The sequence below is a fragment of the Mariniphaga sp. genome, from assembly GCF_041687215.1.
In the GTDB taxonomy this organism is placed as follows: Bacteria; Bacteroidota; Bacteroidia; order Bacteroidales; family Prolixibacteraceae; genus Mariniphaga.
Genome location: NZ_JAWLCI010000001.1, coordinates 232,850 through 259,517, shown reverse-complemented (window position 1 = coordinate 259,517; position 26,668 = coordinate 232,850). Strand labels below are relative to the sequence as shown.

The window sequence follows — 26,668 nt, the reverse complement described above, 5'->3', positions numbered from 1 at the left end:
AACTCAAAGTCATGAAAACAATTGGAACAAAAATCGGAATGGTACTGGTCTTTGCATTGTCTGCTTTGCTGATGAATCTGCAGACCGGATCTGCGCAACAGCCCAATCAGCAGGTGCTTGACCAAAACATCAGCATTTACGCTGAAGACGAACCTTTATCAGACGTAATTGAAAAAATCTGCAACTATCTGAATCTCGATTATTCGTACAACGCAACCATTGTTGCAGGGAAAAAAGTTAACCTGAACATTTCCAATAGGCCCATAAAATATGTGCTTGATAAGTTGATGAAGGATTTCTATTTGTTGTTTGAAATTGAAGACAACATCCTGGTTGTAAGGGACTACGTGCCACTAGATGAAAGCATGGGTTACGAAAATACGCAACAATTTCAAAGTGCGAACCGTGGTTTTCTGTTTGACGATCCGCGTGAAAAATCTATTACCATCGAATTTAAATCGGCCAGTAATCTGATTATCATTCCGGTAACTATTAACGAATCGGATACGCTGAATTTCATTCTGGATACCGGAGTACGTTTTCCGATTATTACCGAGTTACCCTTTGTTAATAAATTGAATTTGAATTATTTGATGCCGGTTCAGATACAAGGTTTGGGTGAAGGTCACGAGTTAACCGCCTATCGTTCGGCCAACAACAGTATCAAACTCGATGGTCTGACGGCCTGGAATCAGGAGGTGCAGATGATTATTGACGAAAACTTCCAGATTTCGCATATGCTCGGATTGCCTGTTCACGGCCTGATTGGGTTCAACCTGTTTAAGGATTATATTGTAAAAATCGACTATTCAAGTGAAAAATTAACCCTGTATCGCCCGGAACATTACAAATACCGCGATCGCAAAAAAGACATTATTCTGCCTTTGCATTTTGATGGAAATAAGCCATTTGTGCGCACCAGTATTGTTACAGAGGAACTTCAGGAAGTGCCTGTAAAATTACTGGTTGACACTGGCGCAAGCGATGCACTTTGGTTATCGGAAAAATCGGATGAACGAATTGGTATTCCGCAAAACCACATCGAAACTTTTTTGGGAAGGGGATTGAACGGTGATTTGTACGGTACCAAAGGCCGGATTGACGGAATTTGGGTTGGGCCGTTGGTTCTTCCCAAACCCATTGTAGCTTTCCCAAATTCAGACCTGATAGACCAGTTGATTTCCTCCAACGACAGAAACGGAACTATTGGAGCTGAAATTCTCAGACGGTTTCTGGTTACTATTGACTACCGCAACAGCCGAATGACACTGAGGCCTACTTACCGTGTTAAAGAAGATTTCAATTACAATATGAGTGGAATGGAGGTAATAAATCCGATGCCGGGTTTGCCCATTTTTACTATTACCGATATTCGTGAAAATTCACCAGCTTATTTTGCAGGATTGCAGGTAAACGACCAGATTCTTTCGCTGAATAACAGCAACCACCAATCGCTTGAATTAAATGATATTAACCTGTTACTGCAAAGCAGGGAAAACAAAAAGATTAAAATTACCGTATTACGCGAAGGAGAGGAATATAAAACCTCGTTTGAGTTGAAAAAAATATTTTAATGCCCTGTAAATTCTTAGGTATATTCTTGACCATCCTGTTGTTGAATCTCCGATCAGTCGGTCAACAACAGGATGGTTCTGTTTTTGAACGCCGTATTTCTATTCAAGCTGAAAATCAGTCCCTTACAACCATTTTGGACCAGATTAGCTGGCAGGCAAGAGTCTATTTTTCGTACGATGCTTCTTTGGTAGAAGCAGGAAAAACACACACCATTCAGGTTATTGAAAAATCGCTGTATTCTGTATTGAATCAGCTTTTTAATCCGGATGAATTTCAATTTACCGAGCTTGAAAATCAAATCATCATTACAAAACAAGAAGATTCAGGGATGCGGGAAATCACTATTCCCGACAGCATTCCGGTAAAATATTTTTTCCTTTCTGGAAAAATCCTCGACCGTAAAAAAGAATTTCCCATTAGCTATGCATCGGTTTCTGTTTTTAACAAACCCATTGGCACCATTACCAATACCGACGGAGAGTTCCTACTAAAATTACATCCGCAATATATTAACGATACCCTGGTAATTTCTAACATGGGTTATGCCCAGGTTTTTCTGCCGGCAAACCAGCTTTTAGATGAAGATTTGATTCTGCTGGATCCCGTTTCCATTCGCATTCGCGAGGTAAAAGTAACGGCAACTTCACCTGAAAAACTACTGGAAAACATAAGGACTAACCTGGAAAACAATTATACATCCTTCAACAAAATAATGACTGGGTTCTATCGGGAAACCGTGAAGCAGGATGGCGATTACATCAATGTTTCTGAGGCAGTGATTGAAATTCTTAAAGCACCCTATGTAAATACCTTCAGAAACGATCTGGTTCGTCTTCTGAAAGGAAGACAAAGTCCTGATGTGCAGCCATTTAAATGGATGAATTTTAAACTGCAAGGTGGTCCGTTTACCATTACTCAACTGGATTTGGTAAAAACAATGGAATCGTTTATTGACGAAGCTTACCAACATCTTTATGAATATAAAATAAACCGGGTAGTCTGGTTAAACGAAAACCCGGTTTATGTACTTGAATTTAAACCATTACCAGGCGCAGAATTTCATGGATTCGTTGGAGAACTTTTTGTTCATCGTGAAACATTTGCCATTGTTCATGCATGTTATGGTTTCGACCGAAACGGACTGAAAAAAGCAACTCCCGTTTTAGTCAAACGCACTCCGCCGGGAGTCAGAGCGCGCCCTTCGTTTGTTGAATATACAGTAAATTACCAGCGCTACCAGGGAAAATGGCAACTGGCAACGGCACAAGCCTCCATCAAATTTAAAATCAGAAGCCGTCGCGACAAAATAAATTCCGAGTTTCACAGCGTTTCAGAACTCCTTGTAACCGACATTCAATCCACCGAATTAAAACGTTTCGGACGCGATGAATCATTTGGACAGCGCGATATTTTTGTTGAAATGATTGGAAGCTACGATCCGGAATTCTGGGAAAATTACAACATTATAAAACCAGATGAGGACCTGCGTAATGCAGTGCAGAAACTTTCTGCCGAAAAATAAAAATGTGTGTTTTAAAATAATATTGAAAAAAAAGGAGAGCCGCCACAAAGAGACAGGCACTCCCGTAAACAGGATTACAGGTATCTTACGTTTCCTAACCTCGATGCCCCAGGCTAATAGTCTCCATCCTGGTACTTAGGTCAGTGGTCGAACTCTCCAAAGGATAAAATTACACATTTTTAGGTTTTCTTGGTCAATCCTTCCTTAATTTTTGACGGATGCTGACTGGTGTGAAACACATCAACAACAATAATGTATTCTTCAGTAATTTCATAAATAATTTTGTAACTCCATTTTGATACCGAACGATAATTTTCAGGTTCATCAGCCAAATAAGGCTCAACAGAAAACTTTTCAGGGAAATCATTCAGGCTCTGAACAAGCTTCACCAATTCCTTCTTTACCTTTCTGGCATCTGATATGGAATCTTTGGAAATGTAAGTATAAATCTGATCCAGATTTTCTTTGGCCTGCCTGTCCCACCGAATGGGAAGTTTCTTTTTCCTTACCAATTTTCAATCTCCTTTTCCACTTCTTCCTGCGTTATGAAATCACCTGATTTTACTCTCTGTGAAGCAGCTTTTGCCCTTTCTGCAAGGCTTTCTTTAGTAATGGGTGACCCGTCAACTTCATATCCAACAACATCAGACTTTTTATATTCTTTACTCATAGCATAAACCATTTTTAAAAAAGTTTCGTCTGCATGATTAATAAAATCATGAAGTTCTTCTCTTAATTTTTGTACTCCCATAACTTTCATACTTTGTACAAAAATAATGAATAAAAGTCACATTGGTTTTCTATTCTGAGGTACAACGGATAAAAGTTTGTAATTTTGGCCATTTGAAACCGGAAACAACGTATGTCATGGAACAATTCAGTACAAGGCAAAATAAAATTTCAAGGCTCGTTCAACGCGAAATGGCCGACATTTTATTGCAGTTAAACAAATCGAAATACCACGGAAAACTCATTACGGTTAGTATTGTGAGAGTTACAAAAGATATGAGTATCGCACGTATTTACCTCAGTATTTATCCTTCGGAGTTTGGCAATGAAATTTTGAGCGATATTCAGTTGAGCAGCAAGTCGGTGAGGGGAGAACTGGGCCGGCGGATAGGCAAAAGCGTGCGGATTATTCCTGAACTGGAGTTCTACATCGACGATAGCCTTGATTATATCGAGCATATCGATGGTTTACTTCATGAATAATCGTTTCAAATAAAACTATTTTTTATTCGTTTTTAGAGAAAAAGATTGAATTTACCATTATTCATAGCACTGCGGTATTTGTTTTCGAAAAAGAAACAAAACATCATCAACATTATTTCGGGCATTTCGGTGGCCGGAATTATAGTTGGAACAATGGCTATGGTAATTGTAATGTCTGTTTTTAACGGGTTTAACAGCCTGATAGAAACCTTTTTCAGCAATTTCGATCCCGATCTGAAAATATCAGCAACCCACGGAAAAATGTTCGTCCCTTCCGATAGCCATTTTGAAGAAATTAAAAACCTGCCGGGCGTGGTACACTATGCAGAAGTAATTGAAGAAGTGGCACTTCTGAAATACGATAGCCAGCAATATCCGGCCATTGTAAAAGGGGTACCGGCAAATTACTCCAACTATACGAATATTGATACATTAATTGTGGACGGAATTTTTATGCTGGAGGATCAGGGAATGGATTATGCCGTTGTTGGTCAGGGAGTTGCATACAACCTTGGGTTGGGGCTTTCATTCGTGGATCCCATCCGGATTTTTGTGCCCAAAAAGGGAAGACAGGCATCGGTTAACCTGGCGCGTTCACTCAACTACGACTACATTTTCCCTGCCGGTGTTTTTTCGGTACTGGAAGAAATTGACTCCAAATACATGATTGTTCCGTACCATTTTGCGGCAGAGCTTTTCGAAAGCGAAAACCGGGTTTCGGCTGTGGAACTGGGAATTGATCCCAATGTAAAATCAAAAAAACTTCAGAAAGAAATACAGGAAATATTAGGTGATTCGTTTCACGTGAAAAACAAATATCAGCAGCACGATTTGGTTTTTCGCACCATGAAATCAGAAAAATGGGCTTCCTATTTTATTCTGGTGTTTATTTTAATTGTGGCTTCTTTTAACATGTTAGGTAGTCTTTCGATGTTAATTATCGATAAAAAAGAAGATATGTTTATATTGCGCAGTATGGGTGCCGATTCCAGACTCATCCGTAAAATATTTCTGTTTGAAGGATGGCTTATTTCATTTTTTGGTGCTGTAACAGGTTCGTTACTTGGAATTTTTGTGTGCTGGCTGCAAATTAAATTCGAAATTGTTACACTGCCCGGCGCTGGTTCATTTATCATTTCAGCGTATCCAGTACAAGTTATTTTTTCCGATATTCTTCTTATACTTGGGATTGTTCTTAGCATCGGATTTATTGCTTCGTGGTATCCTGTACGATTTATTTCACACCGTTTTCTTATGAGTGAAAATCTTTAATTTTAAGAAATTAATATTCAATTTTTAGCAAATCACTGCTAATTCTATTATTGCATCTTTCCTGATTTTCGTTATTCTTTCCCTATTTATTTTGTTTTAAATTGCGTTCAGATTTTATTGATATATATTCACCTAATAAAGCATTTACAAACGTGAAAGCACTGGTAAAAAGCAAAGCAGAAAAAGGGATTTGGATGGAAGATGTTCCCATGCCAAAAGTTGGACCAAACGATGTTCTGATTAAAATAAAAAAAGCAGCCATTTGCGGTACCGATTTACACATTTACAAATGGGACGAATGGGCACAGCAAACCATCAAACCTCCGGTAACCATTGGGCACGAATACATGGGTACTGTTGTGGAAGTTGGCTCAGAAGTGGACCGGGTTCAGGTAGGAGAACGGGTTACTGTTGAAGGCCACATTTCGTGCGGATTTTGCCGGAATTGCAGGCGTGGCAGGCAACACATCTGCGACAACACCATTGGCATTGGCGTTCATCGTGACGGTGGATTTGCCGAATACATTTCTGTTCCGGCTAAAAATGTATTGCATGTGGATGTCAGCATTCCCGACGAAATTATGTCCATCATGGACCCGTTGGGAAATGCCACGCACACAGCACTATCATTTCCCCTTTTAGGCGAAGACGTTTTAATTACAGGAATCGGCGGACCCATTGGCGCTATGGCCGCTGCCATCTGTAGGTTTGCCGGAGCCCGGAACGTAATTGGCACCGATCTCAGTCCTTTCCGTCGTGCGCTGGCCCGTAAAATGGGAGCTACGCGAGTTATCGATCCGACCAAAGAAAGCATTAAAGAGGCCATGCACAGGCACAATATGGTGGCCGGTTTCGATATTGGTTTGGAATGTTCGGGTTCGCCTGCCGCTTTTAACGACATGGTAAACCACATGTACAACGGTGGAAAAATCAGCCTGCTGGGTATTCTTCCGCAAAAAACACAAATCAATTGGAATAATATTATTTTCAAAGGATTGACCTTAAAAGGAATTTATGGCCGTGAAATGTACGAAACCTGGTACCACATGGAAATGATGCTCACTTCAGGTCTCGATATTACGCCCGTAATCACCCACCGCTTCCCTGCTGATGATTTTCAAAAAGCATTTGATATTATGGAAGAAGGAAACTGCGGTAAAATAATTCTGGACTGGCAGTAAAAATTTCATGTTCCACGTGGAAAAGCATTTAAATCAGAACGTATTCACACAATTAGTTCAGTTTAATTGCAAATCCTTATTTTTGAAGAAAATTTTCTGATTTGAAACAAGGTTTGGTTATAAAAACTACAGGAAGCTGGTACGCTGTTGAAGATGAAAACGGCGAATATTTCGAATGTAAAGTCAAGGGTAACTTTCGAATTAAAGATATTAAAAGTACCAATCCTGTTGCAGTTGGAGACCGCGTGAATTTCACAGTTCAGAATGATTTAAAATCCAAAACAACCAATAAAACAGGGTGGATAACTTCAATTCAAGACCGAAAAAATTATATCGTTAGACGATCGCCCAATCTTTCCAAACAATCGCACATTATTGCAGCCAATATAGATCAGGCCGTTTTGGTTGCAACAGTTGCATGGCCAGTTACCACCACCACTTTCATCGACCGCTATTTGGCATCTGCTGAGGCTTACCGAATTCCGGTGCTAATTGTTTTCAACAAAACTGACCTTTATACAAAAGAGGAAACAAGCAGGATGAACCAACTAATTGCTGTTTATTCAAAAATCGGATATTCCTGCCTGGTTACATCAGCAACAAAAATCCTGGGAATTAATGAGTTGAAGGCAAAACTGGCGGGAAAAACAAATGTTATTAACGGGCACAGCGGGGTGGGGAAGTCTACGCTCATTAACCTCATTCAGCCAGGATTAAATCTGAAAATTTCAAAAATTTCGGAGATGCACAAAACCGGTAAACACACCACCGCATTTTCTGCCATGTACAAACTTTCTTCTGGAGGTTATATTATTGATACTCCGGGAATTAAAGGTTTCGGAATGCTGGATATGGAAGCCTGGGAAATTTCGCATTATTTCCCTGAAATTTTTAATATTTCTAAAAACTGTCAGTACAATAACTGTTCACATACACACGAACCCGGATGTGCTGTTAAAGAAGCTGTTGAAGCTGGAGATGTTGCACAAAGCCGTTACATCAGCTATTTGGGACTGCTCGAGGGCGAAGACAAATACAGGAAACCACACTAATTATTTTGATGAAAATAGTTGTAAACTATTTCTGCTTTGGAGGGTCCTATTGAATTAATAATCAGATTTTTATCAGCATCTTTAATGTTTTTTACTGATTTAAAATCAATCAATAATTTTTTGGCCGTTTTTTCTCCTATTCCTTTTATTTGATTCAATTCAGAAGTTGAAATATTTTTTGACCGTTTATTTCTATGGAAATTGATGCCAAACCGATGCGCCTCGTCCCGCAATTGTTGAATGATTTTCAGCGTTTCGGAATTTTTATTGATATACAAGGGAACTGAATCGTCCGGAAAATAGATTTCCTCAAGCCGTTTGGCAATTCCAATTATTGCAATTTTTCCTCGTAGATTCAGTTTTTCCAATGCAGAAACGGCAGATGAAAGTTGCCCCTTTCCCCCATCAATTACAATAAGTTCTGGTAATTCCTTGTTTTCTTCTGTTAATCTTTTGTACCGGCGATAAACGACCTCTTCCATTGATGCAAAATCGTTTGGGCCTTCAACTGTTTTAATGTTGTAATGACGATATTCCTTTTTGAGGGGTTTGGCATTTTTAAAAACCACACAGGCCGCGACCGGATTTGAACCTTGCAGGTTGCTATTATCGAAACATTCAATTTTTACCGGTAATTCAGACAATTGTAAATCTTTTTGAATGGTTTTTAAGATGCGTTCATCACGTATTTTTGGATTTTTTAAAACCGTTTGTTTTTCTTTTTCCAATCGGAAGTATTTTGCATTTCGGTGTGATAAATCGAGTAATTTTTTCTTATCACCTCTCAAAGGAATTTTAAATGTTACGTCCTTTAATTGAGTTTTTATTTTGAAAGGAACCAGAATTTCTTTTGCATTGCTATATATTTTTTGCCGGATATCCACAATTCCGGCAAGCAATAATTCTTCTGCTGATTCATCCAGACTCTTCTTTATTTCGAGTGTAAAAGTTTGAATAATAGCACCTTTAATTACTTTAAGATAATTTATATAAGCAAATTTTGGATCCTGTTCTATAGTAAAGACATCAACATCAGTAATAGTTGGGGAAACAATTGTTGATTTGCTTTGGTAGCGTTTTAACGAATCGTATTTTTCTTTTAGCCTTTGCGCTTCCTCAAAATTCATTTGGCTTGCCATATCTGCCATACGAAGTTCCAGATGTTTAATTACACCAGAAATATTACCCTTCAAAATTCCAGTTATATCTTCGATTCCCTGGTTGTATTTTTCAGCAGAAACCAGCCCTTCACATGGTCCTTCGCAGTTTCCAATATGGTACTCTAAACAAACTTTATATTTTCCTGATTTAATATTCTCATCAGTTAGCTGGTAGTTGCAGGTGCGCAATTTATATTCAGTTTTATACAATTCGAGCAGTGTCCGCACAGTGTAAATGGAAGTATATGGCCCAAAATATTTAGAACCGTCCCTGATTAAATTTCTTGTTTTAAAAACTCTGGGAAAAGGCTCGTTTTTAATACAAATCCAGGGGTAACTTTTATCATCTTTTAACCGAATATTATATCGCGGCTGGTATTTTTTTATCAGGTTATTCTCCAACAGCAGTGCATCTTGTTCCGATTCAACTACCATGTGTTTAATGTCGGCAATATTTCTGACGAGCAGAGCTGTTTTTCTGCTGTCATGTTGCTTCGTAAAATAGCTGGAAACACGTTTTTTCAGGTTTTTAGCCTTTCCTATATAAATAATATTGCCAGTATTATCGTAAAACTGATAAATACCCGGTTTCCAGGGAAGCACGGAAATCAGGTTTTTCAAATAATCAATATCACCATTTTTTGATTGGTATTTCACAAAACCTAATATTTAACCAAAATGTGAGGATTTAAATTTTGGATTACTTTTTTTTGCGGAGTCTGAATAAATTCGAGATCGCAAATAAAGCTAAAATAGACGTTTTTCACACCAACTCGTTTTACCATATTGTAAACTGCATTAGCTGTTCCGCCTGTTGCCAGCAAATCATCATGAATTAAAACTACATCATCTTCCTTCAGTGCATCTTTGTGCATCTCAATGGTGTCCATTCCGTATTCCAACTGGTACGTTTCTGAGATTTTTTCTGCAGGAAGTTTTCCCTTTTTTCTTACCGGAACAAATCCCGCATTTAATTGGTGGGCCAACGCACCACCCATAATAAATCCCCGCGATTCAATTCCCAAAACTTTTGAAATGTTTTTTTCTTTAAATTCAGAAATAATTTTATTTATCACAAATCTAAAAGCATCCTTTTCTTTTAAAAGGGTTGTAATGTCTTTAAAACTTATTCCCTTGGTTGGAAAATCAGGAATCTCCCTGATTTTACTTTTTAAATCCATCATTAATTTGGTTTTTGTTCCACGTGAAACATTATATTATCTGCCCAGCAAAATTAACAAAACATTTATATCAGAAGGAGAAACTCCAGAAATCCTTTTTGCCTGTCCTATGGTTTTTGGATTGATTTTTTCCAGCTTTTGACGAGCTTCGGTTGACAATGAATTCAATTGACCATAATTAAATTTATTCTCGATGTTAATGTGTTCCAATTTATCGAGTTTTTCAGCCAAAACTTTTTCACGATTGATGTATCCTTCGTACTTGATAAAAATTTCAGCTCCCTGCATAATTTCTGTTTTTCTTTCTTCCGGAACCCTTTGGAGAAACGAATTAAACGGGGTGATGACTTCAATTAAATCAAATATCGAAATCTGAGGGCGTAAAATCAGGTCAAATAATTTCACTCCTTGCTTTAATTCTGATGTTCCTTTGCTCGTAAGTAGCTGATTTACAAAGTGTGGCTTAATACTAAATTTTTTGGAATATTGAATTATATCAGAAATAAGTTTGTTTTTTTCGTCCAGCAATTTTTTACGTTCTGGAGAAGCAAGGCCTAAATTATACGATTTTTCGGTCAGGCGAATATCAGCATTATCCTGCCTGAGTAATATTCGAAATTCAGCACGACTTGTAAACATCCGGTAAGGTTCATCAACTCCTTTCGTAACCAAATCGTCAATTAAAACACCAATGTACGCTTCATCCCTTTTCAATATAAAATCCTTTTCGGGAGAATGACTTCGTAAATGAGCATTTATACCAGCCATGATTCCCTGAGCACCGGCTTCTTCATATCCGGTGGTCCCGTTAATTTGTCCCGCAAAAAAAAGATTCTTTATCAATTTTGTTTCAAGGGTATGATAAAGTTGCGTTGGCTCAAAATAATCGTATTCAATTGCATAACCAGGACGAAAGATTTTTGCATTCTCTAACCCAGGGATTTTTTGCATGGCTCTGTACTGGACCTGCCAGGGTAGAGAAGATGAAAAACCATTTAAATAGTATTCCACTGTAGTTTCACCTTCAGGTTCCAAAAAAAGCTGATGCTGTTGTTTTTCGGAGAAAGTTACCAATTTGGACTCGATGCTGGGACAATAGCGTGGACCAGTACTCTGAATGGTCCCGTCGAACATAGGTGAAAAATCAAATCCTAACTCCAATTCACTGTGTACTTCCGGGTTAGTATGTGTAATCCAGCATGAACGTTGCTGTAGATTCGATTTTATTCCTGGTAAATAGGAAAACTTAAAATGTGTATCATCGCCTTTTTGCTCGGTTAATTTGGAAAAATCAATAGTGCGGCCATCAATACGAACCGGAGTACCTGTTTTGAGACGACCTGTTTTGAACCCGGCATCGAATAATTGTTCTGTAATATTATATGATGCAGCTTCACCAATTCGTCCTCCCCGCATTTGAGAAGAACCAACATGAATTAATCCATTCAAAAAAGTTCCGTTGGTTAAAATAACTGTAGTACCCAGGAAGTCAACGCCAATTTTTGTTCGCACACCTTTCACTGCATTATCTTCAATAATTAACGAAGTAACTGCATCTTGCCACAAATCAAGGTTTTCAATTGATTCCAGAGTTTCCCGCCACAATTCAGTAAACCTCATCCGGTCGTTTTGAGAACGGGGACTCCACATGGCAGGCCCTTTCGAAAGATTAAGCATTCTGAACTGAATGGTGGTTTTATCTGCAATAATTCCTGAATAACCTCCCAAAGCATCAATTTCGCGTACAATTTGCCCTTTGGCAATCCCTCCCATTGCCGGATTGCAGGACATTTGAGCGTATTTGGTCATGTCCATTGTAATCAACAAGGTTTTTGACCCCAGATTAGCGGCTGCGGCTGCGGCTTCACATCCTGAGTGGCCACCCCCCACAACTATTACATCATATTTTTGTATCATTTCTTCTCCTTTCTAAAACCTGCTTTTCCCAGATAAAAATCTTCCTTCTCCCTCATCAATCTCTTTTCAGCATTGGTTTTATCCTTAAACCCGCAAAGATGCAGAATTCCATGAAAAATTACCCGGTATAATTCTTCATCAAAATTAACACCTAACTGACTGGCATTTTCAATAATCCTGTCAACACTTATAAATAAATCGCCCGAAATAACAGAATTTTCAACATAGTCAAACGTAACTATATCAGTATAATAATTGTGATTGAGGTATTGTTCATTAATTTTTAACAAATAATCATCCGAACAAAAAACAACAGTAATTTCTCCGGCATGCTTGTTTTCATTTTGAATTAAAAAATCAACAGTATTTTTCAGAACTTTTTTTTGAAGTTTAATGGGCTTGGTTTCTTCAAAAAAAAATGATATTTCACTCACGTTACATCAATTTTTATCTCTACACATTTCCCCTGATTACGAAACTCAATTTCACTACAAAGGGATTTCATGATGTGAATTCCACGACCGTATTCCTTTTTAATATTGCTTTTTGAGGTTGGATCTTCAATTAGTTCAAAATCAAATCCGTCGCCTTCATCATGTACTTCAATAATAATGTTACCATTCATACAATTAATCTGAATATCTACTTGTTTGTCTTTATCGTTTTTGTTTCCATGTTCAATGGAATTGATTACAGCTTCAGAAATGCATAGGTAAACCTTATTAAAACAAGCTTTGGGAAGTTTCTCATTTTCAAAAATTTGAAGAAGAAATTTTTCAACCCTCTCCAATTCTTTTTTATCCGATTTTATAGCCAGTATTTTAGGGTCTTTATCCATTTTATTCTGTTTGCATATTATTCAAATATTGCTTGTATTTGTTGTTATAGAAATTATTTAGCTTATGCGAATTGCGGTTCAAATATTCCAAAGTTGAATTGTCTCGGATTTGATATTCAAAAAATTGTGCAGGATTGCTGTGAAAATCTTCTGCTGTGCGGCTTTGTCTTTCATCTTCAAATTCACGTTCCATTTCAGCCTTTTCTGCCTCGAGCAAGCGGGTAGTAATTTGGTTCTGCCGCGAAATCATTTGAGCATTTACATTTTTATTCATAAGCTGTTTTCTGTTTTGCTCAAGTAAATTGTCAATTTCCTGCATGGTTTTTCTTGCATCACTTCCAACGCTTCCGTTATTCATAATTTCCCGCAGCATTTGTTGCATCATTTCGTGTTGCATCAGCGACTGCCCCATCTGCTGGTTCATATTCTGCGAATTCCCGTTTTTCATTTGTTCAATCATCTGTTGCAACTGCTGTTTAATGCTTTCCGATTCCTGTTTAAGCATGTTCATTCCTGACTGCCCTTGCCCGGGATTTTCACATTGCTGATCGCCGGGCTGGGCATTGGCCATTTGTTCTTCCAGATTTTCCAAAGCTTCATTTAACATCAGCGCCAGGTTATTTGAGGCTGTCATTACAAACTGCTGGCTAGCTCTTGCATTGGGATATAATCCTTCGGCCATTTCATCCATAGCTTTGTCCAAATTCAATTCAAGGGTAATTAATTCGTTGTTTACCATGCTGTTAATTTGAGGAGTACGTTTTGCCAGTGCATAAAGCGAATCTTTTACAATACGGCTCTGATCCTTTATTCTTCGTTGTTTCAAATTCAATTCATTTACTGCCGGATCGATGGAATTAATTTCTGTCAGGCCTTCTAAAACATTCTCCTGTTCAAACGATAAATAAACCAGGTTGCTCAAAATTTGTCTGAGGTTTTGAATATTTTCCATGTTTTGCTGCATGGTGTTTGAATTGAGCATTTGCTGCATGGCAAATGCTGTATTTTTCATTTTTTCCGAATTTTCCTTCAAACCTGAACCAGATTTTTTCCGGTTCTTTTTTTGAAGTTCATTCTGGCTATTTTCCATACTTTTTTCAATATCCTCAATTTCTTCGCTAAAATCGTCAATATTCATAGGTTTTTCCAGCTCTTCATTTAACCGGAGGGCATCATTTATTTCATTTTGAAAATTTTCAAGTTCATTTTTGTGATTTTCGAGTTGTTCCTGAATTTCATCGTAATTCGACTTTTCGCTCACTTCTTCGGCCATTTTTTCTTCTTCTTCTGCCATTTTATTCAGGTCATCTATAACATTCTGAAACTTTTGCTCCACTTTCATTTTCCGCAGCATTTCCAGGTTTTTGTCAAGCTGTTTCTGCAAATCTTCATACGTAAAATTCATTTGCTCTGTAAGTTCATTTAACTTGTTATTGTCGAACTCTTCAGCCAGTTTCTGAAATTCTTCCAGCAATTTTTTCAATTCATCCGTAAAAACTTCATCCAGTAATTCTTCAATTTGTTGCTGTTTTTCCCTAATTTCATCGTTTTGCTGATTAAATGAATTCAGGTAATTATTAAGTTTTTCATTATCCTGTTTAATCCGATCGTACAGTTTCTCCAGTTCACTTTGTTTGGAAAGTATTTGGTTTACCATCTGCGATTTTTCCCAGTCAGAAACATTGGTATCCATGTTTTTTAACCGAAGGTTTTCCAAATCATCCTGAATTTCTTTGGTTAGTTGTTCACTTTCCTGCAACATTTCTTCCAGTTTTTCAAACTGTTCCTTTTCGTTTGCAGCAATTTCTTCCCTGTTTGGCAAATTAAAAATGAAATTATCAGAAGTTGTTGTTTTGTAATTATTCAATACATCATTATCGGTAACCGAAAAATAATAAGAAACCAAGCCCGACTGCATGGCAATTTCAGCAAAATCGAAACCGAAATAAAATTCCTGATCAGTCATATTTTTTACAAACGGAATTGCGATGGCCGAATCATTGTTGTTAATATTGTAATGAAAATTTAGGGCTGAAAAGCCATAATCGTCGCCAATGGTTCCTTTAAAAAAGAAGCGCGTCATTTGCATCGAATCCTGCACCTGAACAATTTTAATTTCAGGGTAAAGATCGGGCAAAACATCAACAGAATAACTAAAAGCAAGTTCCGATTCTGTTAAGTCGTTCTTTATATATATATGGTAGCCTGATGCTTTAAAAAACTGATTTTCCAATTGAAAACCCGAGGATGTTTTTTCTGCTCCAAGAGTTACTGAATCTGAAAGAGCCATGTAAAGTGTGTCAATATCAATTCCCTGAAAATTCCATTTTACCAATGTTCCATGTGGAACCTGCAAGTCTCCTGTGTTTTCGTGTACTAATTCAGGAAGACCTGTGTAGGATGGTGGTTTAACTGTTACATCGAAATGATTAATTCCTGGTTTTGGCAGTAATTGCAGAAAGTACGTATCAGAATTGTACTTTAAATCGGTAAAATAAAAATTCACCGGATTAATTACCGAGCTCATTTCAAATTCAAAAACACCAGCCGATGTACTTTTCATCAGGTAATTATTTCCTTCAATATTTATATAGGCAATCTGCGGAAGTTCGTCGCCGCTAACTTCCATTTTAATTTTATATGAGTCTCCTTTTTTCGCTTTTAATTCAGTATTTAAAAGTTGAAATTCGAATGGAGCGGGTTTTATAAATTGTGTATTGTAATGAATTATTCGTTGAGGTGCTGTGGTAAAAACCGATTTATTTACTAAAAAAACTGTAGCTGTAAACAAAAGACTAACTAAAAAATAGCTGAGAACCAGTCGAAGATTTTTAAACTGAACAGCCTGGCTAAAGTTGAAAACACTTAATTCATTTATTTTCTGATCAATACTTGCCAATACAATTTCATTGGAATAAACAGGATCATTAATTTCTGATAACTCAATAATATTCAATAACTTATCCTTAATATCCTTAAAATGTTTCTGAATAATTTGAGAGCTGGTTTTAATATCAATGGGTTTTATAATATGAAGGAGTTTTAAAAGGGGAAGCAGAATAAACTGCATTGTGAGTAAACCTCCGAACACCAGGAAACCAAAAAAGAGTATTTTTCTTATATCTGAGGGTAAATAAACAAAGTACTCAATTAACGAAAAGATTGTAAACAAAGCAAGTAAAAGAAAAAACGTAAGAATAACACCCTTTAGTAATTTAAAAGAATAGTATTTAATACGAAATGAATTTAGCTTATGAACAAGTATGTTAAAATTTTCTGTCATTATTTTCTAATTTCTTTTCATCCAGCTTTTTAATGAAACTAATAATTGTTAGTAATTGTTTCAAAAACGGAGGAAAAAACAAAAATAATCTTTTAAAACAATATTTGCATCCCTCTTAATTTTCTACAATAATATTATTTTTGAGACTTGAAAAAAATTTAAGCAAAAAGTTCTTTCATTCTTTACACAAATAATTAACCTGTTTACAAAATGAGCTACACAAACCAGCATGTTTTAAACAGGTGTTAAGAAATTAAATTATTAATTGAAAATAAGAAGGATAGAATAAAAGAGCATGTTAATATTTTGGAAGATTGAAAGTGAAAGTTATCTTTATAAAAAATTGAAACTAATAATTAACAGCAATCAACAGGCTATTATTAATTACATTTTTATTAATTAATAGCTTATATAATAATAATACAGAAGAAATTGAAAATACTTTTAGTTGAAGACAACCTGTTAAATCAAAAAGTAGTTAGTTTTCATTTAAGAAAATTTGACTACGAAGTAGTTTGTGTTGCCATTTGGCGAGATGCAATGGAGGAGGTAAAGAAAAATCCTCCCGATTTAATTTTGATGGATATAATGCTGCCTGAAAAAAACGGATTTGAAATTACCGCAGATATTCGTAAGTATGAAGAAAGCATGGGCGTAAAACATGGAGTTCCCATTGTTGCGCTTACTGCCAATACTTTAGATAACGACAAAGACAAATGTTTACAGGCAGGCATGAACGATTATTTACCAAAACCCTTTTCGCCCGAAGAATTGTATGCTGTAATTGAACAATTTGCCACTTCGAGTAAATGAGCGAAGACCTTGACATAAGAGGAGATTTTTATCCTGACACCGAGCGGGAGCTTGACAGAAAATTACGGCCATTGTCGTTTAACGATTTTAAAGGGCAAAGGCAAATTGTAGAAAATCTTAAAATATTTGTTCAGGCAGCTTCCATGAGGAACGAAGCGCTTGATCATGTTTTATTGCATGGACCTCCCGGATTAGGTAAAACAACTTTGTCGCACATTATTGCAAACGAGCTGGGTGTTGGAATAAAAATTACATCGGGTCCGGTGCTTGATAAACCAGGCGATTTGGCTGGTCTTTTAACCAACCTGGAGGAACGTGATGTACTTTTTATAGACGAAATTCACCGTTTATCGCCCATTGTGGAAGAGTATCTTTATTCGGCAATGGAAGATTTCCGGATTGATATAATGATTGACAAAGGGCCCAGCGCCCGTTCCATTCAGCTCGAGTTGCACCCGTTTACACTTATTGGAGCAACCACCCGCTCAGGTTTGCTCACTTCGCCGCTGCGGGCAAGGTTTGGCATTAATTCGCACCTGGAGTACTACGACAATACTGTTTTAACGGGCATTGTTAAACGTTCGGCACGTATTCTCGATGTGGAAATCAGTGATGAAGCAGCAATTGAAATTGCCGGCAGAAGCCGCGGAACTCCGCGTATTGTCAATTCGTTATTGCGACGTGTACGCGATTTTGCCCAGGTTAAAGGCGATGGAAATATTGACATTGATATTACAAAAACGTCACTTAAAGCTATGAACATTGACCAGCACGGGCTGGATGAAATGGACAACCGAATTTTGCTATGCATCATTGATAAATTTAAAGGTGGTCCTGTGGGTATTTCAACCATTTCCACCGCAGTTGGAGAGGATAGCGGAACCATTGAAGAAGTTTATGAACCGTTCCTGATTAAGGAAGGATTTATAAAACGGACACCCCGCGGAAGAGAAGCTACTGAAAGGGCTTATAAACATTTGGGACGGATTAAATACGGAGATTCTCCCACTTTATTCTGATTCAACCAATTCAATTTCGAATAACCTTGGCCACCATTTTCCTGTAACAAAAAACCGTTCACTTTCGGCATCGTAAGCAATTCCGTTTAAATAATCGATGGTATCGCTCGGGTTGGTGTACATATTTAAAATTCCTTCGAGGTTAATTTCTGAAAGTACTTTTCCGGTTTCAGGTTCAATTTGAACAATAAGATTTGTGGTATAAACATTGGCAAAAATAGTTTCGTTAATGTATTCCAATTCATTCAAATAATTAATAATTCCCTGATTATTAGCTACCTGAACTTTTTTTACTTCCGAAAAATCTGACGGATCGAGCCAGGTTAACTCATGTGTTCCGTTACTCATTATTAAATGTTTTCCATCATTTGTAAGGCCCCATCCTTCTTTCGATTTGTAAGTGAAACTGTCAATTACAGCAAAATCGTTGAGGTTGTAAACAAAACCTTTTTGTGCCCGGTAAGTAAGCTGGTAAATTTTATCGTTTAAAATAGTAATTCCTTCACCAAAATATTTTTCATCAAGTAAATGTTGTAAAACGGTATTTCCGGTATTCAAATTTACTTTAAATAATCCTGAAGAGCCGTTTTCTCCTGTTCCTTCATAAATGTACCCATTGTGAAATTCAAGTCCCTGGGTATAAAATTTTCGGTTATGCGGGTAATCTTTTTTAGTGGTGTAACTGTATTTTTTTGGGATTATATCTGAAACCACATTAAATGAAATCGAACGTGAATTGCTTACATCATCTGTTTTGGTTGCGGTAACATTCAACGTGTTTCTGCCTAACTCGTTTAGTTTTACATTTGAAACAGTAAAATCAAGGTCGCTGCTTTCCTTTAAAAGTTCACCTTGGTAAATAAGCTTAATGTTATCTATTTCTCCGTTTCTGAGTTTGGTTTGAACCCGGACCGATACATTGTTTCCGTAGATATAATTTTTAGCCTGAGGCAAAATTGTGATGGTACTTACCGGTTTTCGCGAACGTTTGGGTTTATTTGAACACGAAAAAAAAGTAATGAATAAACTAAAAATCAGTACAAAAGGGAATATCGAACGTTTCATGTTGAATTTTTAATTACGCATTTTCGCTTGTTAAAAATATTGTTTTTTTGCCAAAATTAATAAATAAACGAAGTGTGCCAATTGAAGGTTAAGAAAGCAAATGAAACGAGCATGAGAAAGATTTTCACACATTAGCGAATTATTAAAATCATGCGAGTTCCATCTTATAACTTAAAAAACAAATAATTTTAATAAGATGAATACTATCTTTGTTTTAAAATTAAACACTTTTGAATCCTTTTAAAAAATTAGCAGGAGATACAGCCATTTACGGGGTTAGCAGTATTGTTGGCCGGTTTATGAATTGGTGGCTCATGCCGCTGTATGTTAATTTATTTGCCCCCGAAGATTATGGGATTGTGACAAACCTTTATGCATACGTTGCTTTTTTTATGGTGTTTTTAACCTACGGCATGGAAACAGGATTTTTTCGTTTTGCCTCCAAAAATTCCGACTCCGAAAAAGTATATTCTACCTCGCTTATTTCACTGTTTTTTTCCTCTTTGCTGTTTTTAATTTTGATTATTCTTTTTAAGAATCCTTTAGCAAGTCTGATAAAATACCCTGAACACCCTGAGTATATTTTGTGGTTTGGGTTTATTCTTGCTATCGACGCCTTTACAGCCATTCCGTTTGCCCGGCTGAGGCTGAATAACCGCCCGGTAAAATTTGCAGTGGTCAGGCTGATTAACATCGGTTTTAATATTGCTTTTAACCTGTTTTTTTTGTTGCTCTGCCCAAAACTGATTGAAAACAATCCGGATTCAATTGTACGGTTTGTTTACTCTTCCGAAATTGGTGTGGGCTATGTTTTTATTTCAAATTTGCTGTCATCTGTTGTAACACTTTTGTTGCTGCTGCCCGAAATTTTTAAATTCTCATTATATTTTAACAAGGCTCTTCTTCAAAAAATGCTGAACTATTCTTTCCCAATTCTTATTGTGGGAATGACCGGCATTTTAATTCAGCAAATCGATAAAATTTTAATTCCTTTTCTTATTCCGGAAGAACAATTACCCATGAAACAACTGGGTATTTATGGAGCTGCGGTTAAAATTGCAGTTTTAATGAACATGTTTATTCAGGCTTTCCGGTATGCTTTTGAACCCTTCTTTTTTTCGCAGGCCGAAAGCAAAAACGATAAAAATATTTATGCCGAAATTATGAAGTATTTTGTGATTTTCGGGTTGTTAATTTTTCTGGGAATGATGCTCTACCTTGATGTTATAAAACTGATAATTCCCATCGAATATGAAGAAGGTTTTTCCGTAGTTCCTTTTGTAATGCTGGCCAACCTGTTTTTCGGAATTTATTTTACACTATCGCTCTGGTACAAACTTACAGATATGACACGTTACGGAGCATATATTTCAATTTTGGGAGCAGTAATTACAATCATACTCAATTTTATACTAATTCCGCTGTTTGGATACAAAGGATCAGCCGCCGCATTGTTATTTGCCTTTTTCGTAATGATGGTAATTTCCTACTTTCTGGGTCAGAAATACTATCCTGTTCCTTACAATTTGAAACGAATTGCGACCTATTTTTTGGTGGCTGCAGCTATTTATGTTTTATCGCTGATTACACGGTTACAACCAGTTGTCATTAAATTTCCGGTAAACACATTATTTTTATTTGTTTTTATTTTCACCATTTATAAGCTGGAAAAAAGTCAGTTAAAGCGATTATTTAACCGAAATATGACAAAATAAATGAATTAAATATCAAAAAGTATTAATTTTGCCTGAATGAAAAATTTAAAAGAAAAAATTATAGCTATTGCAAGCGATCATGCCGGTTTTGAAAAAAAACAGGTTATTATAAAATATTTTAATGAAAAAGGCATTCCTTATAAAGATTTAGGATGTTATACAAATGAATCCTGTGATTATCCCGACTTTGGCCATCTCATTGCAGAAGCAATTGAACGTGGCGAATATGAACAGGGTATTACTTTTTGTGGTAGCGGACAGGGTATTAGTATTACGGCCAACAAGCACCAAAATGTGCGGTCGGGGGTTTGCTGGAATGCTGAAATAGGTGCATTGGCCAAACAACACAATAATGCTAACATTTGTGCCATTCCTTCACGATTTGTTACCGACCAGGAAGCAGTTGCTATTGTAGAAGCCTATTTAAATGCCGAATTTGAAGGAGGCCGCCATGCACGCAGAATTGCCAAAATACCTTTAAAATAATAAGAATCAAACTTTTACTAAATTGAAATTGAATTAAAAATAATTAATATGCTGTCTAATACTTGTAAATATGCTTTGAGGGCTCTCATTTATCTGGCGAAATTTTCCAAAGAAGAAAAAATGATTGGAATCAAAAAAATTTCCGAAGATTTGAAACTATCCTCACCGTTTTTAGGAAAAATTTTGCAAAACCTGGTGAAACAAAAATTGTTGGTTTCAACCAAAGGACCCAATGGTGGATTTGCCCTTGCAAAACATCCTTCCGGAATTACGTTGTGGGATATTGTTACCAGAGTTGATGGTGAAGAATTTTTTACCAACTGCCTCATCAGGCTTGAACCATGCCGTACTCATGACTCTTCAAAACCACTTTGTCCGGTGCATGCGCAGTACGATAGTTTGCGGAATGAAATTGGTAAATTTTACCAGGGAACCACCCTTGAAATTGTTGGTAAAGACATTGAAAAGTACGAAGACCTGGTTAAACTTTAGGCTGATTTTTTAGGAAGCTTAAGCGTATTTTTCCCACTTTCTGCCCGAAATAAATAAGTAGAAGAAAAAAGTTGCCGCTGCAATGCCGGCGCTATTGGCAATAAAATCGTAAAAGTTACTGCTGCGCGAAGTTGATACCATGTGCTGAACGGCCTCCAAAACTGCTGCAAGAAATAAGGAAACTGCCGGGGCATACAAATAATGATTTAGTTTTAGTTTTTTGAAAGGAACAAACAGCAACAGGCAAAAAACAAAAAACAACCCGAAATGTACGAGTTTATCGAAATGCGGTATGCTCAAAAAGGGCTTTTTAGGGAGGCCACTCGCAGGAATAAACAATCCGTAACAAATTATTGCTAACCAGATTAAGGGTTTTAAAAATATTTTAAATATCATCCATTGAAATTTTAACGGAGCAAAGTAACAAAATCTATGGCAGGAATTTACATTCATATCCCATTTTGCCGGCAAAAATGTTACTATTGCGATTTTTATAAAACGGTAAATACCAATCAAACAGATAATTTCATTACTGCTTTAAAAAATGAGGCAGTCCTTCGCAAAGATTATATTTTAAGCGAAAAAGTAAATACCATTTATTTCGGAGGGGGGACTCCTTCAGTGTTAACAGGCGATCAACTTTCATATATTATGAAATTTTTGAATGACTGTTTTCCGGTTTCGCCGAATGCTGAAATTACTTTTGAAGCCAATCCGGATGATTTAAGCAAAGATTATCTGGAGTTGCTTAAAAATTTGGGGATAAACCGGTTAAGTATTGGTATTCAATCATTTCAGAATGAACATTTAAAAAAAATGAATCGACGGCACAATGCAGAGCAAGCTATTCATTCTATTGAAAATGCAGCCTCTGCAGGATTTTCAAACCTCAGTGCCGATCTCATTTACGGTTTACCCGGTTTATACCTTCAGGAATGGAAAAGCAGCTTGCAACAGATTTTCAGGCTTCCGGTGGTTCACCTTTCGGCTTACCATTTAACTTACCACCAGGGCACGCCTTTTTATACCTGGCTAAAAAAAGGAACCTTAAAAGAACTTTCTGAAAATGAAAGTATTGAACAATTTAACTTTTTAATTGATGAAGCTGAAAAAGCAGGATTCGAACAGTATGAAATTTCAAATTTTGCCCGAAACGGATTGTATTCAAAACATAATTCAGCCTACTGGTCGGGTGAAAAATACCTTGGTTTAGGACCTTCAGCACATTCCTTTAATGGAAATTCACGCCGTTGGAACATTGCCCATGTTGAGGGTTATATTCGCGGAATTGAAAGCAATACTTCGTGGTTTGAAGAAGAACAACTTTCGGAAAAAGATAAGTTTAACGAGTACATTTTAACCCGGATTCGTACCAGGTGGGGAATTTCTGTTCAGGAAATTGAGAAACGTTTTGGGTTAAAATATGCCGGTCAGGTTGAAAAAGAAGCAGCTAAATATCTGTTTTCAGGAAAAATGAAAGAAAACAATGGCATTTATACCCTCACCAGAAAAGGTCTTTTTGTTTCAGACGACCTGATGACAGATTTTATGATTATCTGATTGTTAACCAAATCATTGAATCGAACCACTAATTTTATAAATATTGTTAATGCCAAGGAGGTCTGTTTTAAAAATTCTATCTTAGCGGGTCTTTAAAAAAAGCTGATTAATGTTTGTTAAAATAGTAAATGAATCGAACAATCCGCTGCCGGAATATAGTACAGAACTTTCGGCAGGAATGGATTTACGCGCATATTTAACGGAGCCTGTGGTTTTGAAACCGCTCGAACGTAAACTGATTCCAACGGGGTTATATATTGAATTGCCAAAAGGTTACGAGGCTCAAATAAGACCACGTAGCGGGCTGGCCATAAAAAAAGGAATTACCGTGTTAAACACACCTGGAACTATTGATGCCGATTACAGAGGCGAAATAAGGGTGATTCTTGTAAATCTTTCCAACGACGATTTTGTTATTGAAAATGGCGAGCGAATTTGCCAAATGATAATTGCATCACACGAAACTGTGGAATGGAATTTGGTTGAAGTGTTGGGCGAAACACAAAGAGGAGCTGGCGGTTTTGGCCACACAGGGAAAAATTAATAAATAGTTTGGAAAAATTTCATACCTGATATTTCGTTTAATTTCCAGGAAAATAGATGAAGTTCCAAAGTATTTTCTTTTGAAAATTTGATAGAAAAAATGAATAATACAATGATAAAATGGATGCTGATGTTCCTGCTGCCAGGAATTATATTTGCCTGTTCAGGAACAAAAGGTATTACGCAGAATAGTATTGAAAATTCAGAAATTGAGGAAGTTGAAATAAACGATAAAGAGCTTCCAATTGAAGAAAAGAAACAAATGGAATTTGATTATCTGTTTGTTGAAGCGATAAAAGAAAAAAGCCTGGGAAATCCGCAAAAAGCCATTCAACTTTTATCGGGGTGCCTCGAAATAAATCCAAATTCCTCGGCAGCCATGTACGAACTGGCAACCATTCATGCTGAAAATAATGATTTTACAAGCGCTTCCCTTCTTCTGGAAAAAGCCATTCAACTCAATCCCGGAAACAAATGGTACAGTTTGCTGCTGGCTCAAATTTATCAGCAAACCCAGCGATTTAATGATGCCGCAGCAATTTATGACAAACTTTTGCAACAAGAGCCCGAAAACCTCGAATTTTTGTATATGAGAGCTGCATTGCTTTCCAATGCCAACAAAATTCCGGAGGCCATTAATGCCTACAGCAAACTGGAAGAAAAAGTGGGTGTGAATGAGCAGATTGCGGTTTCGAAACAACAATTGTATGTTGAAAATGGCGAGGTGGAAAAAGCTTTTGGGGAAATTGAAAAACTGATTGAAAGTAACCCCAATGATCCGAAATATTACGGCTTAATGGCCGATCTTTTTCAAAGCCAGGGCGATTCAGTTAACGCGTTAAAATATTACCGGAAAATTCAGGAAATAGATCCTGAAAACGGTTTTGTACACTTTTCTCTGGCCAATTATTACCTGCAAAACGGCGAAATGGAAAATTCGTTTGAAGAAACAAAAATGGGTTTTCGGAGCCAGGATGTTGATTTGCAGACCAAACTTCAACTTTATATGATGTTAACAGCCAATCCGGCTCAGTCTGGTATTCAGCCAGAGCAGGAAAATGAGTTGATTGATATTTTGCTGGAGTCTCACCCCAACGAGCATATTGTTTACACCGTAAGGGCCGAAAGCCTTTTAAAAAGCGGGAAACTGGAAGAAGCACGCAGCGAATTGTTAAAGGCTCTTGAAATTGAAAAGAATGATTACATTTTATGGGAACGTGTACTTTTTATAGATAATGATTTGCAAGACTGGCAAGCTCTTTACGAACACAGTACCGATGCAATGGATTTGTTCCCGAACCAGCCGCAGATTTATTTTCTGAATGCCGTGGCTTGTATTCAACTTGAAAAATACGACGAAACGATTACTGTTTCAGACGAAGGCCTCATGTACGTTTTAGACAACAAACGTATGGAAGGTCAGTTTTTAATGTTGAAAGGCGAAGCACTTTATAAATCGGGAAATATGGAGGACGCCTTTGAGTTGTTTGATAAATCGGTTGAACTGGATCCCGATAACCACATCGCCCTGAATAATTACGCGTACTATTTGTCACTTACAGGTGAAAACCTGAGTAAAGCAGAGCAAATGAGCGGTAAAGTAATTGAGCGGTTTCCCGAAAATTCAACATATCTTGATACGTATGCCTGGGTGCTGTTTAAAAAAGGAGAATACAAACTGGCAAAGTTTTATATGGAATCGGCCATTAAAAACGGAGGCGAGGATAATGCAACCCTTTTAGAGCATTACGGCGATATTCTTTTTAAACTTGAACAAACTGAAGAGGCCATAAAATACTGGCAAAAAGCTAAAGATTTGGGTGAGGTTTCAGAACTTCTGGATAAAAAAATACAGGAACGCAATTATTACGCTGAGTAAATGAAGAAGTTATTCACGGATAAAAACAGAAGGGTTTTTTTTGTGCTTTTTTTGCTGGTAGTGGGGTTCTCATCGTGCCGCACTTCCCGCGATTTAACCACAGAGCGAATCAGGCCCTTGTCGGCCGAAAAATTGCTTGAGCAGGTGGAGCAAAATGCATTTGATTATTCCGATTTAACCATTCGCCGAATTAATGTACAGTTTTCAAACAGCCATTCCAAAACCAGTTTCAGGGCAAACCTGAAAGCCCGGAAAGACGATAAAATTCTGGCGTTAATCAGTAAAATAAATATTCCCGTTGGCCGAATTCTTCTTACTCCGGGCAATTTAACTTACGTTAATTACATCGACAAAAATTATTTTGAAGGCGATTATTCATTTTTAAGCAGTTTGCTCAATTTTGACCTTTCTTTTGAAACCATTCAGGCCATTATTTCAAATCAAGCTGTTTTTTCTTATTCGAAAAACAACAACTCAAAGTACAATACTTTTATTCAGGAAGGAAAATATGTTTTGCAAACGGCCAACAACGCACAAAATGTAAAAACCGGAGGATTAAAAAGTTTTATTTCCGGGCGCGGACTGCAGGCTTCCAATTTTGACGAAACCTTTGAAAACAATATTGTTCGTACCATGTATTTCAATCCCCGGAGTTTTGTTCTTGAAAAACTGATTTTTGATGATCCGCAGAATGAGTGGAATCTGGAAGTGAATTTCAGTGATTTTGAACGCGTTGAAAAAAAGGATTACCCGGGTTCCATCGACTTGAAGATGGTATCGCCCGACGAAACTACAGAACTGAAAATTAAACTGAACGGTTTTTCAACTGAAAACATAGATTCGATTGATATAAATATTCCCGACAGTTATCAACGAATCAGGGCACGTTAACAGGTACAAAAT

General features: G+C 37.0%; 25 protein-coding genes. 15 read left to right on the top strand and 10 right to left on the bottom strand.

The annotated features are described in order from the left end of the window. The first annotated feature begins 11 nt into the window (after positions 1-11). Together ACESMA_RS01125 and ACESMA_RS01120 are read left to right on the top strand one after the other, a co-directional pair. Entirely contained in the window at positions 12-1,574 is a 1,563-nt protein-coding gene (locus ACESMA_RS01125) for an aspartyl protease family protein (protein WP_372946903.1), read from the top strand. Between the two features lie 41 nt (positions 1,575-1,615). Beyond that, positions 1,616-3,097 carry a carboxypeptidase-like regulatory domain-containing protein gene (locus tag ACESMA_RS01120; RefSeq protein ID WP_372946902.1) on the top strand — a complete coding sequence of 494 codons (1,482 nt, stop codon included), beginning with the start codon at positions 1,616-1,618 and terminating at the stop codon, positions 3,095-3,097. A 179-nt stretch (positions 3,098-3,276) separates the two neighbouring features. Here the strand turns inward: ACESMA_RS01120 and ACESMA_RS01115 are convergent, their stop codons facing one another. Both ACESMA_RS01115 and ACESMA_RS01110 read right to left on the bottom strand, forming a co-directional pair. After that, on the bottom strand, positions 3,277-3,609 hold the full coding sequence (locus ACESMA_RS01115) for a type II toxin-antitoxin system RelE/ParE family toxin (protein ID WP_372946901.1): 333 nt from the start codon (positions 3,607-3,609) through the stop codon (positions 3,277-3,279). Further along, positions 3,603-3,848, bottom strand: coding sequence for a hypothetical protein (locus ACESMA_RS01110; RefSeq protein WP_372946900.1), 246 nt, complete (start codon positions 3,846-3,848; stop codon positions 3,603-3,605). The genes ACESMA_RS01115 and ACESMA_RS01110 overlap by 7 nt, the downstream gene beginning before the upstream one ends. A 116-nt stretch (positions 3,849-3,964) precedes the next feature. Between ACESMA_RS01110 and rbfA the strand changes: the two genes are divergently transcribed. From rbfA to rsgA, 4 genes are all read left to right on the top strand, one after another. Next, on the top strand, positions 3,965-4,309 hold the full coding sequence (gene rbfA, locus ACESMA_RS01105; protein ID WP_372946899.1) for a 30S ribosome-binding factor RbfA: 345 nt from the start codon (positions 3,965-3,967) through the stop codon (positions 4,307-4,309). A 45-nt stretch (positions 4,310-4,354) separates the two neighbouring features. Further along, positions 4,355-5,581, top strand: a complete 1,227-nt coding sequence (locus ACESMA_RS01100) for an FtsX-like permease family protein (protein ID WP_372946898.1) — start codon at positions 4,355-4,357, stop codon at positions 5,579-5,581. A gap of 152 nt (positions 5,582-5,733) precedes the next feature. Beyond that, the gene (gene tdh / locus ACESMA_RS01095) at positions 5,734-6,762 is read left to right on the top strand and encodes an L-threonine 3-dehydrogenase (RefSeq protein ID WP_372946897.1); all 1,029 of its coding nucleotides are present in this window, start codon (positions 5,734-5,736) and stop codon (positions 6,760-6,762) included. Positions 6,763-6,863: 101 nt separating this feature from the next. Continuing rightward, positions 6,864-7,814: a ribosome small subunit-dependent GTPase A gene (gene rsgA, locus ACESMA_RS01090; protein WP_372946896.1), complete on the top strand. Its 951-nt coding sequence runs from the start codon at positions 6,864-6,866 to the stop codon at positions 7,812-7,814. Here the strand turns inward: rsgA and uvrC are convergent. From uvrC to ACESMA_RS01060, 6 genes are read right to left on the bottom strand one after another with little or no spacing between them, the layout of a single operon-like run. After that, positions 7,811-9,631: an excinuclease ABC subunit UvrC gene (gene uvrC, locus ACESMA_RS01085; protein WP_372946895.1), complete on the bottom strand. Its 1,821-nt coding sequence runs from the start codon at positions 9,629-9,631 to the stop codon at positions 7,811-7,813. The two genes, rsgA and uvrC, sit on opposite strands and share 4 nt — an antisense overlap. A gap of 5 nt (positions 9,632-9,636) precedes the next feature. Further along, positions 9,637-10,158 (bottom strand): adenine phosphoribosyltransferase, encoded by a 522-nt coding sequence (locus ACESMA_RS01080; RefSeq protein ID WP_372946894.1) that lies wholly within the window; start codon positions 10,156-10,158, stop codon positions 9,637-9,639. 33 nt (positions 10,159-10,191) lie between these two features. Continuing rightward, positions 10,192-12,072, bottom strand: a complete 1,881-nt coding sequence (gene mnmG, locus ACESMA_RS01075) for a tRNA uridine-5-carboxymethylaminomethyl(34) synthesis enzyme MnmG (protein ID WP_372946893.1) — start codon at positions 12,070-12,072, stop codon at positions 10,192-10,194. After that, entirely contained in the window at positions 12,069-12,506 is a 438-nt protein-coding gene (gene ybeY, locus ACESMA_RS01070; RefSeq protein WP_372946892.1) for an rRNA maturation RNase YbeY, read from the bottom strand. The genes mnmG and ybeY overlap by 4 nt, the downstream gene beginning before the upstream one ends. After that, positions 12,503-12,910, bottom strand: a complete 408-nt coding sequence (locus ACESMA_RS01065) for an ATP-binding protein (protein WP_372946891.1) — start codon at positions 12,908-12,910, stop codon at positions 12,503-12,505. The genes ybeY and ACESMA_RS01065 overlap by 4 nt, the downstream gene beginning before the upstream one ends. Before the next feature lies 1 nt (position 12,911). Then, positions 12,912-15,980 (bottom strand): DUF4175 family protein, encoded by a 3,069-nt coding sequence (locus ACESMA_RS01060; protein ID WP_372946890.1) that lies wholly within the window; start codon positions 15,978-15,980, stop codon positions 12,912-12,914. 645 nt (positions 15,981-16,625) lie between these two features. On the opposite strand from ACESMA_RS01060, the gene ACESMA_RS01055 reads away from it, so the two are divergent. Together ACESMA_RS01055 and ruvB are read left to right on the top strand one after the other, a co-directional pair. After that, the gene (locus ACESMA_RS01055; RefSeq protein ID WP_372946889.1) at positions 16,626-17,006 is read left to right on the top strand and encodes a response regulator; all 381 of its coding nucleotides are present in this window, start codon (positions 16,626-16,628) and stop codon (positions 17,004-17,006) included. After that, entirely contained in the window at positions 17,003-18,025 is a 1,023-nt protein-coding gene (gene ruvB, locus ACESMA_RS01050; RefSeq protein ID WP_372946888.1) for a Holliday junction branch migration DNA helicase RuvB, read from the top strand. The genes ACESMA_RS01055 and ruvB overlap by 4 nt, the downstream gene beginning before the upstream one ends. On the opposite strand, the gene ACESMA_RS01045 is transcribed toward ruvB, so the two are convergent. After that, entirely contained in the window at positions 18,017-19,090 is a 1,074-nt protein-coding gene (locus ACESMA_RS01045; protein WP_372946887.1) for a glutaminyl-peptide cyclotransferase, read from the bottom strand. The genes ruvB and ACESMA_RS01045 overlap by 9 nt on opposite strands. Positions 19,091-19,320: 230 nt before the next feature. Here ACESMA_RS01045 and ACESMA_RS01040 point away from each other — a divergent pair, with 230 nt between their 5' ends. From ACESMA_RS01040 to ACESMA_RS01030, 3 genes are read left to right on the top strand one after another with little or no spacing between them, the layout of a single operon-like run. After that, positions 19,321-20,805: a lipopolysaccharide biosynthesis protein gene (locus tag ACESMA_RS01040; RefSeq protein ID WP_372946886.1), complete on the top strand. Its 1,485-nt coding sequence runs from the start codon at positions 19,321-19,323 to the stop codon at positions 20,803-20,805. A 36-nt stretch (positions 20,806-20,841) separates the two neighbouring features. Next, positions 20,842-21,291 (top strand): RpiB/LacA/LacB family sugar-phosphate isomerase, encoded by a 450-nt coding sequence (locus ACESMA_RS01035; RefSeq protein ID WP_372946885.1) that lies wholly within the window; start codon positions 20,842-20,844, stop codon positions 21,289-21,291. Positions 21,292-21,339: 48 nt separating this feature from the next. After that, positions 21,340-21,783: an RrF2 family transcriptional regulator gene (locus tag ACESMA_RS01030; protein WP_372946884.1), complete on the top strand. Its 444-nt coding sequence runs from the start codon at positions 21,340-21,342 to the stop codon at positions 21,781-21,783. Between the two features lie 18 nt (positions 21,784-21,801). Here ACESMA_RS01030 and ACESMA_RS01025 read toward each other — a convergent pair whose 3' ends face one another. Continuing rightward, complete coding sequence (locus ACESMA_RS01025) at positions 21,802-22,083, bottom strand: VanZ family protein (RefSeq protein ID WP_372946883.1); 282 nt, start codon at positions 22,081-22,083, stop codon at positions 21,802-21,804. 132 nt (positions 22,084-22,215) lie between these two features. Between ACESMA_RS01025 and hemW the strand changes: the two genes are divergently transcribed. From hemW to ACESMA_RS01005, 4 genes are all read left to right on the top strand, one after another. Further along, complete coding sequence (gene hemW, locus ACESMA_RS01020) at positions 22,216-23,343, top strand: radical SAM family heme chaperone HemW (RefSeq protein ID WP_372946882.1); 1,128 nt, start codon at positions 22,216-22,218, stop codon at positions 23,341-23,343. 109 nt (positions 23,344-23,452) lie between these two features. Next, complete coding sequence (dut, locus tag ACESMA_RS01015) at positions 23,453-23,887, top strand: dUTP diphosphatase (RefSeq protein ID WP_372946881.1); 435 nt, start codon at positions 23,453-23,455, stop codon at positions 23,885-23,887. Between the two features lie 99 nt (positions 23,888-23,986). After that, positions 23,987-25,765: a tetratricopeptide repeat protein gene (locus ACESMA_RS01010; protein ID WP_372946880.1), complete on the top strand. Its 1,779-nt coding sequence runs from the start codon at positions 23,987-23,989 to the stop codon at positions 25,763-25,765. Further along, the gene (locus ACESMA_RS01005) at positions 25,766-26,656 is read left to right on the top strand and encodes a DUF4292 domain-containing protein (protein ID WP_372946879.1); all 891 of its coding nucleotides are present in this window, start codon (positions 25,766-25,768) and stop codon (positions 26,654-26,656) included. It begins immediately after the preceding gene. The last annotated feature ends 12 nt before the right edge of the window (positions 26,657-26,668 follow it).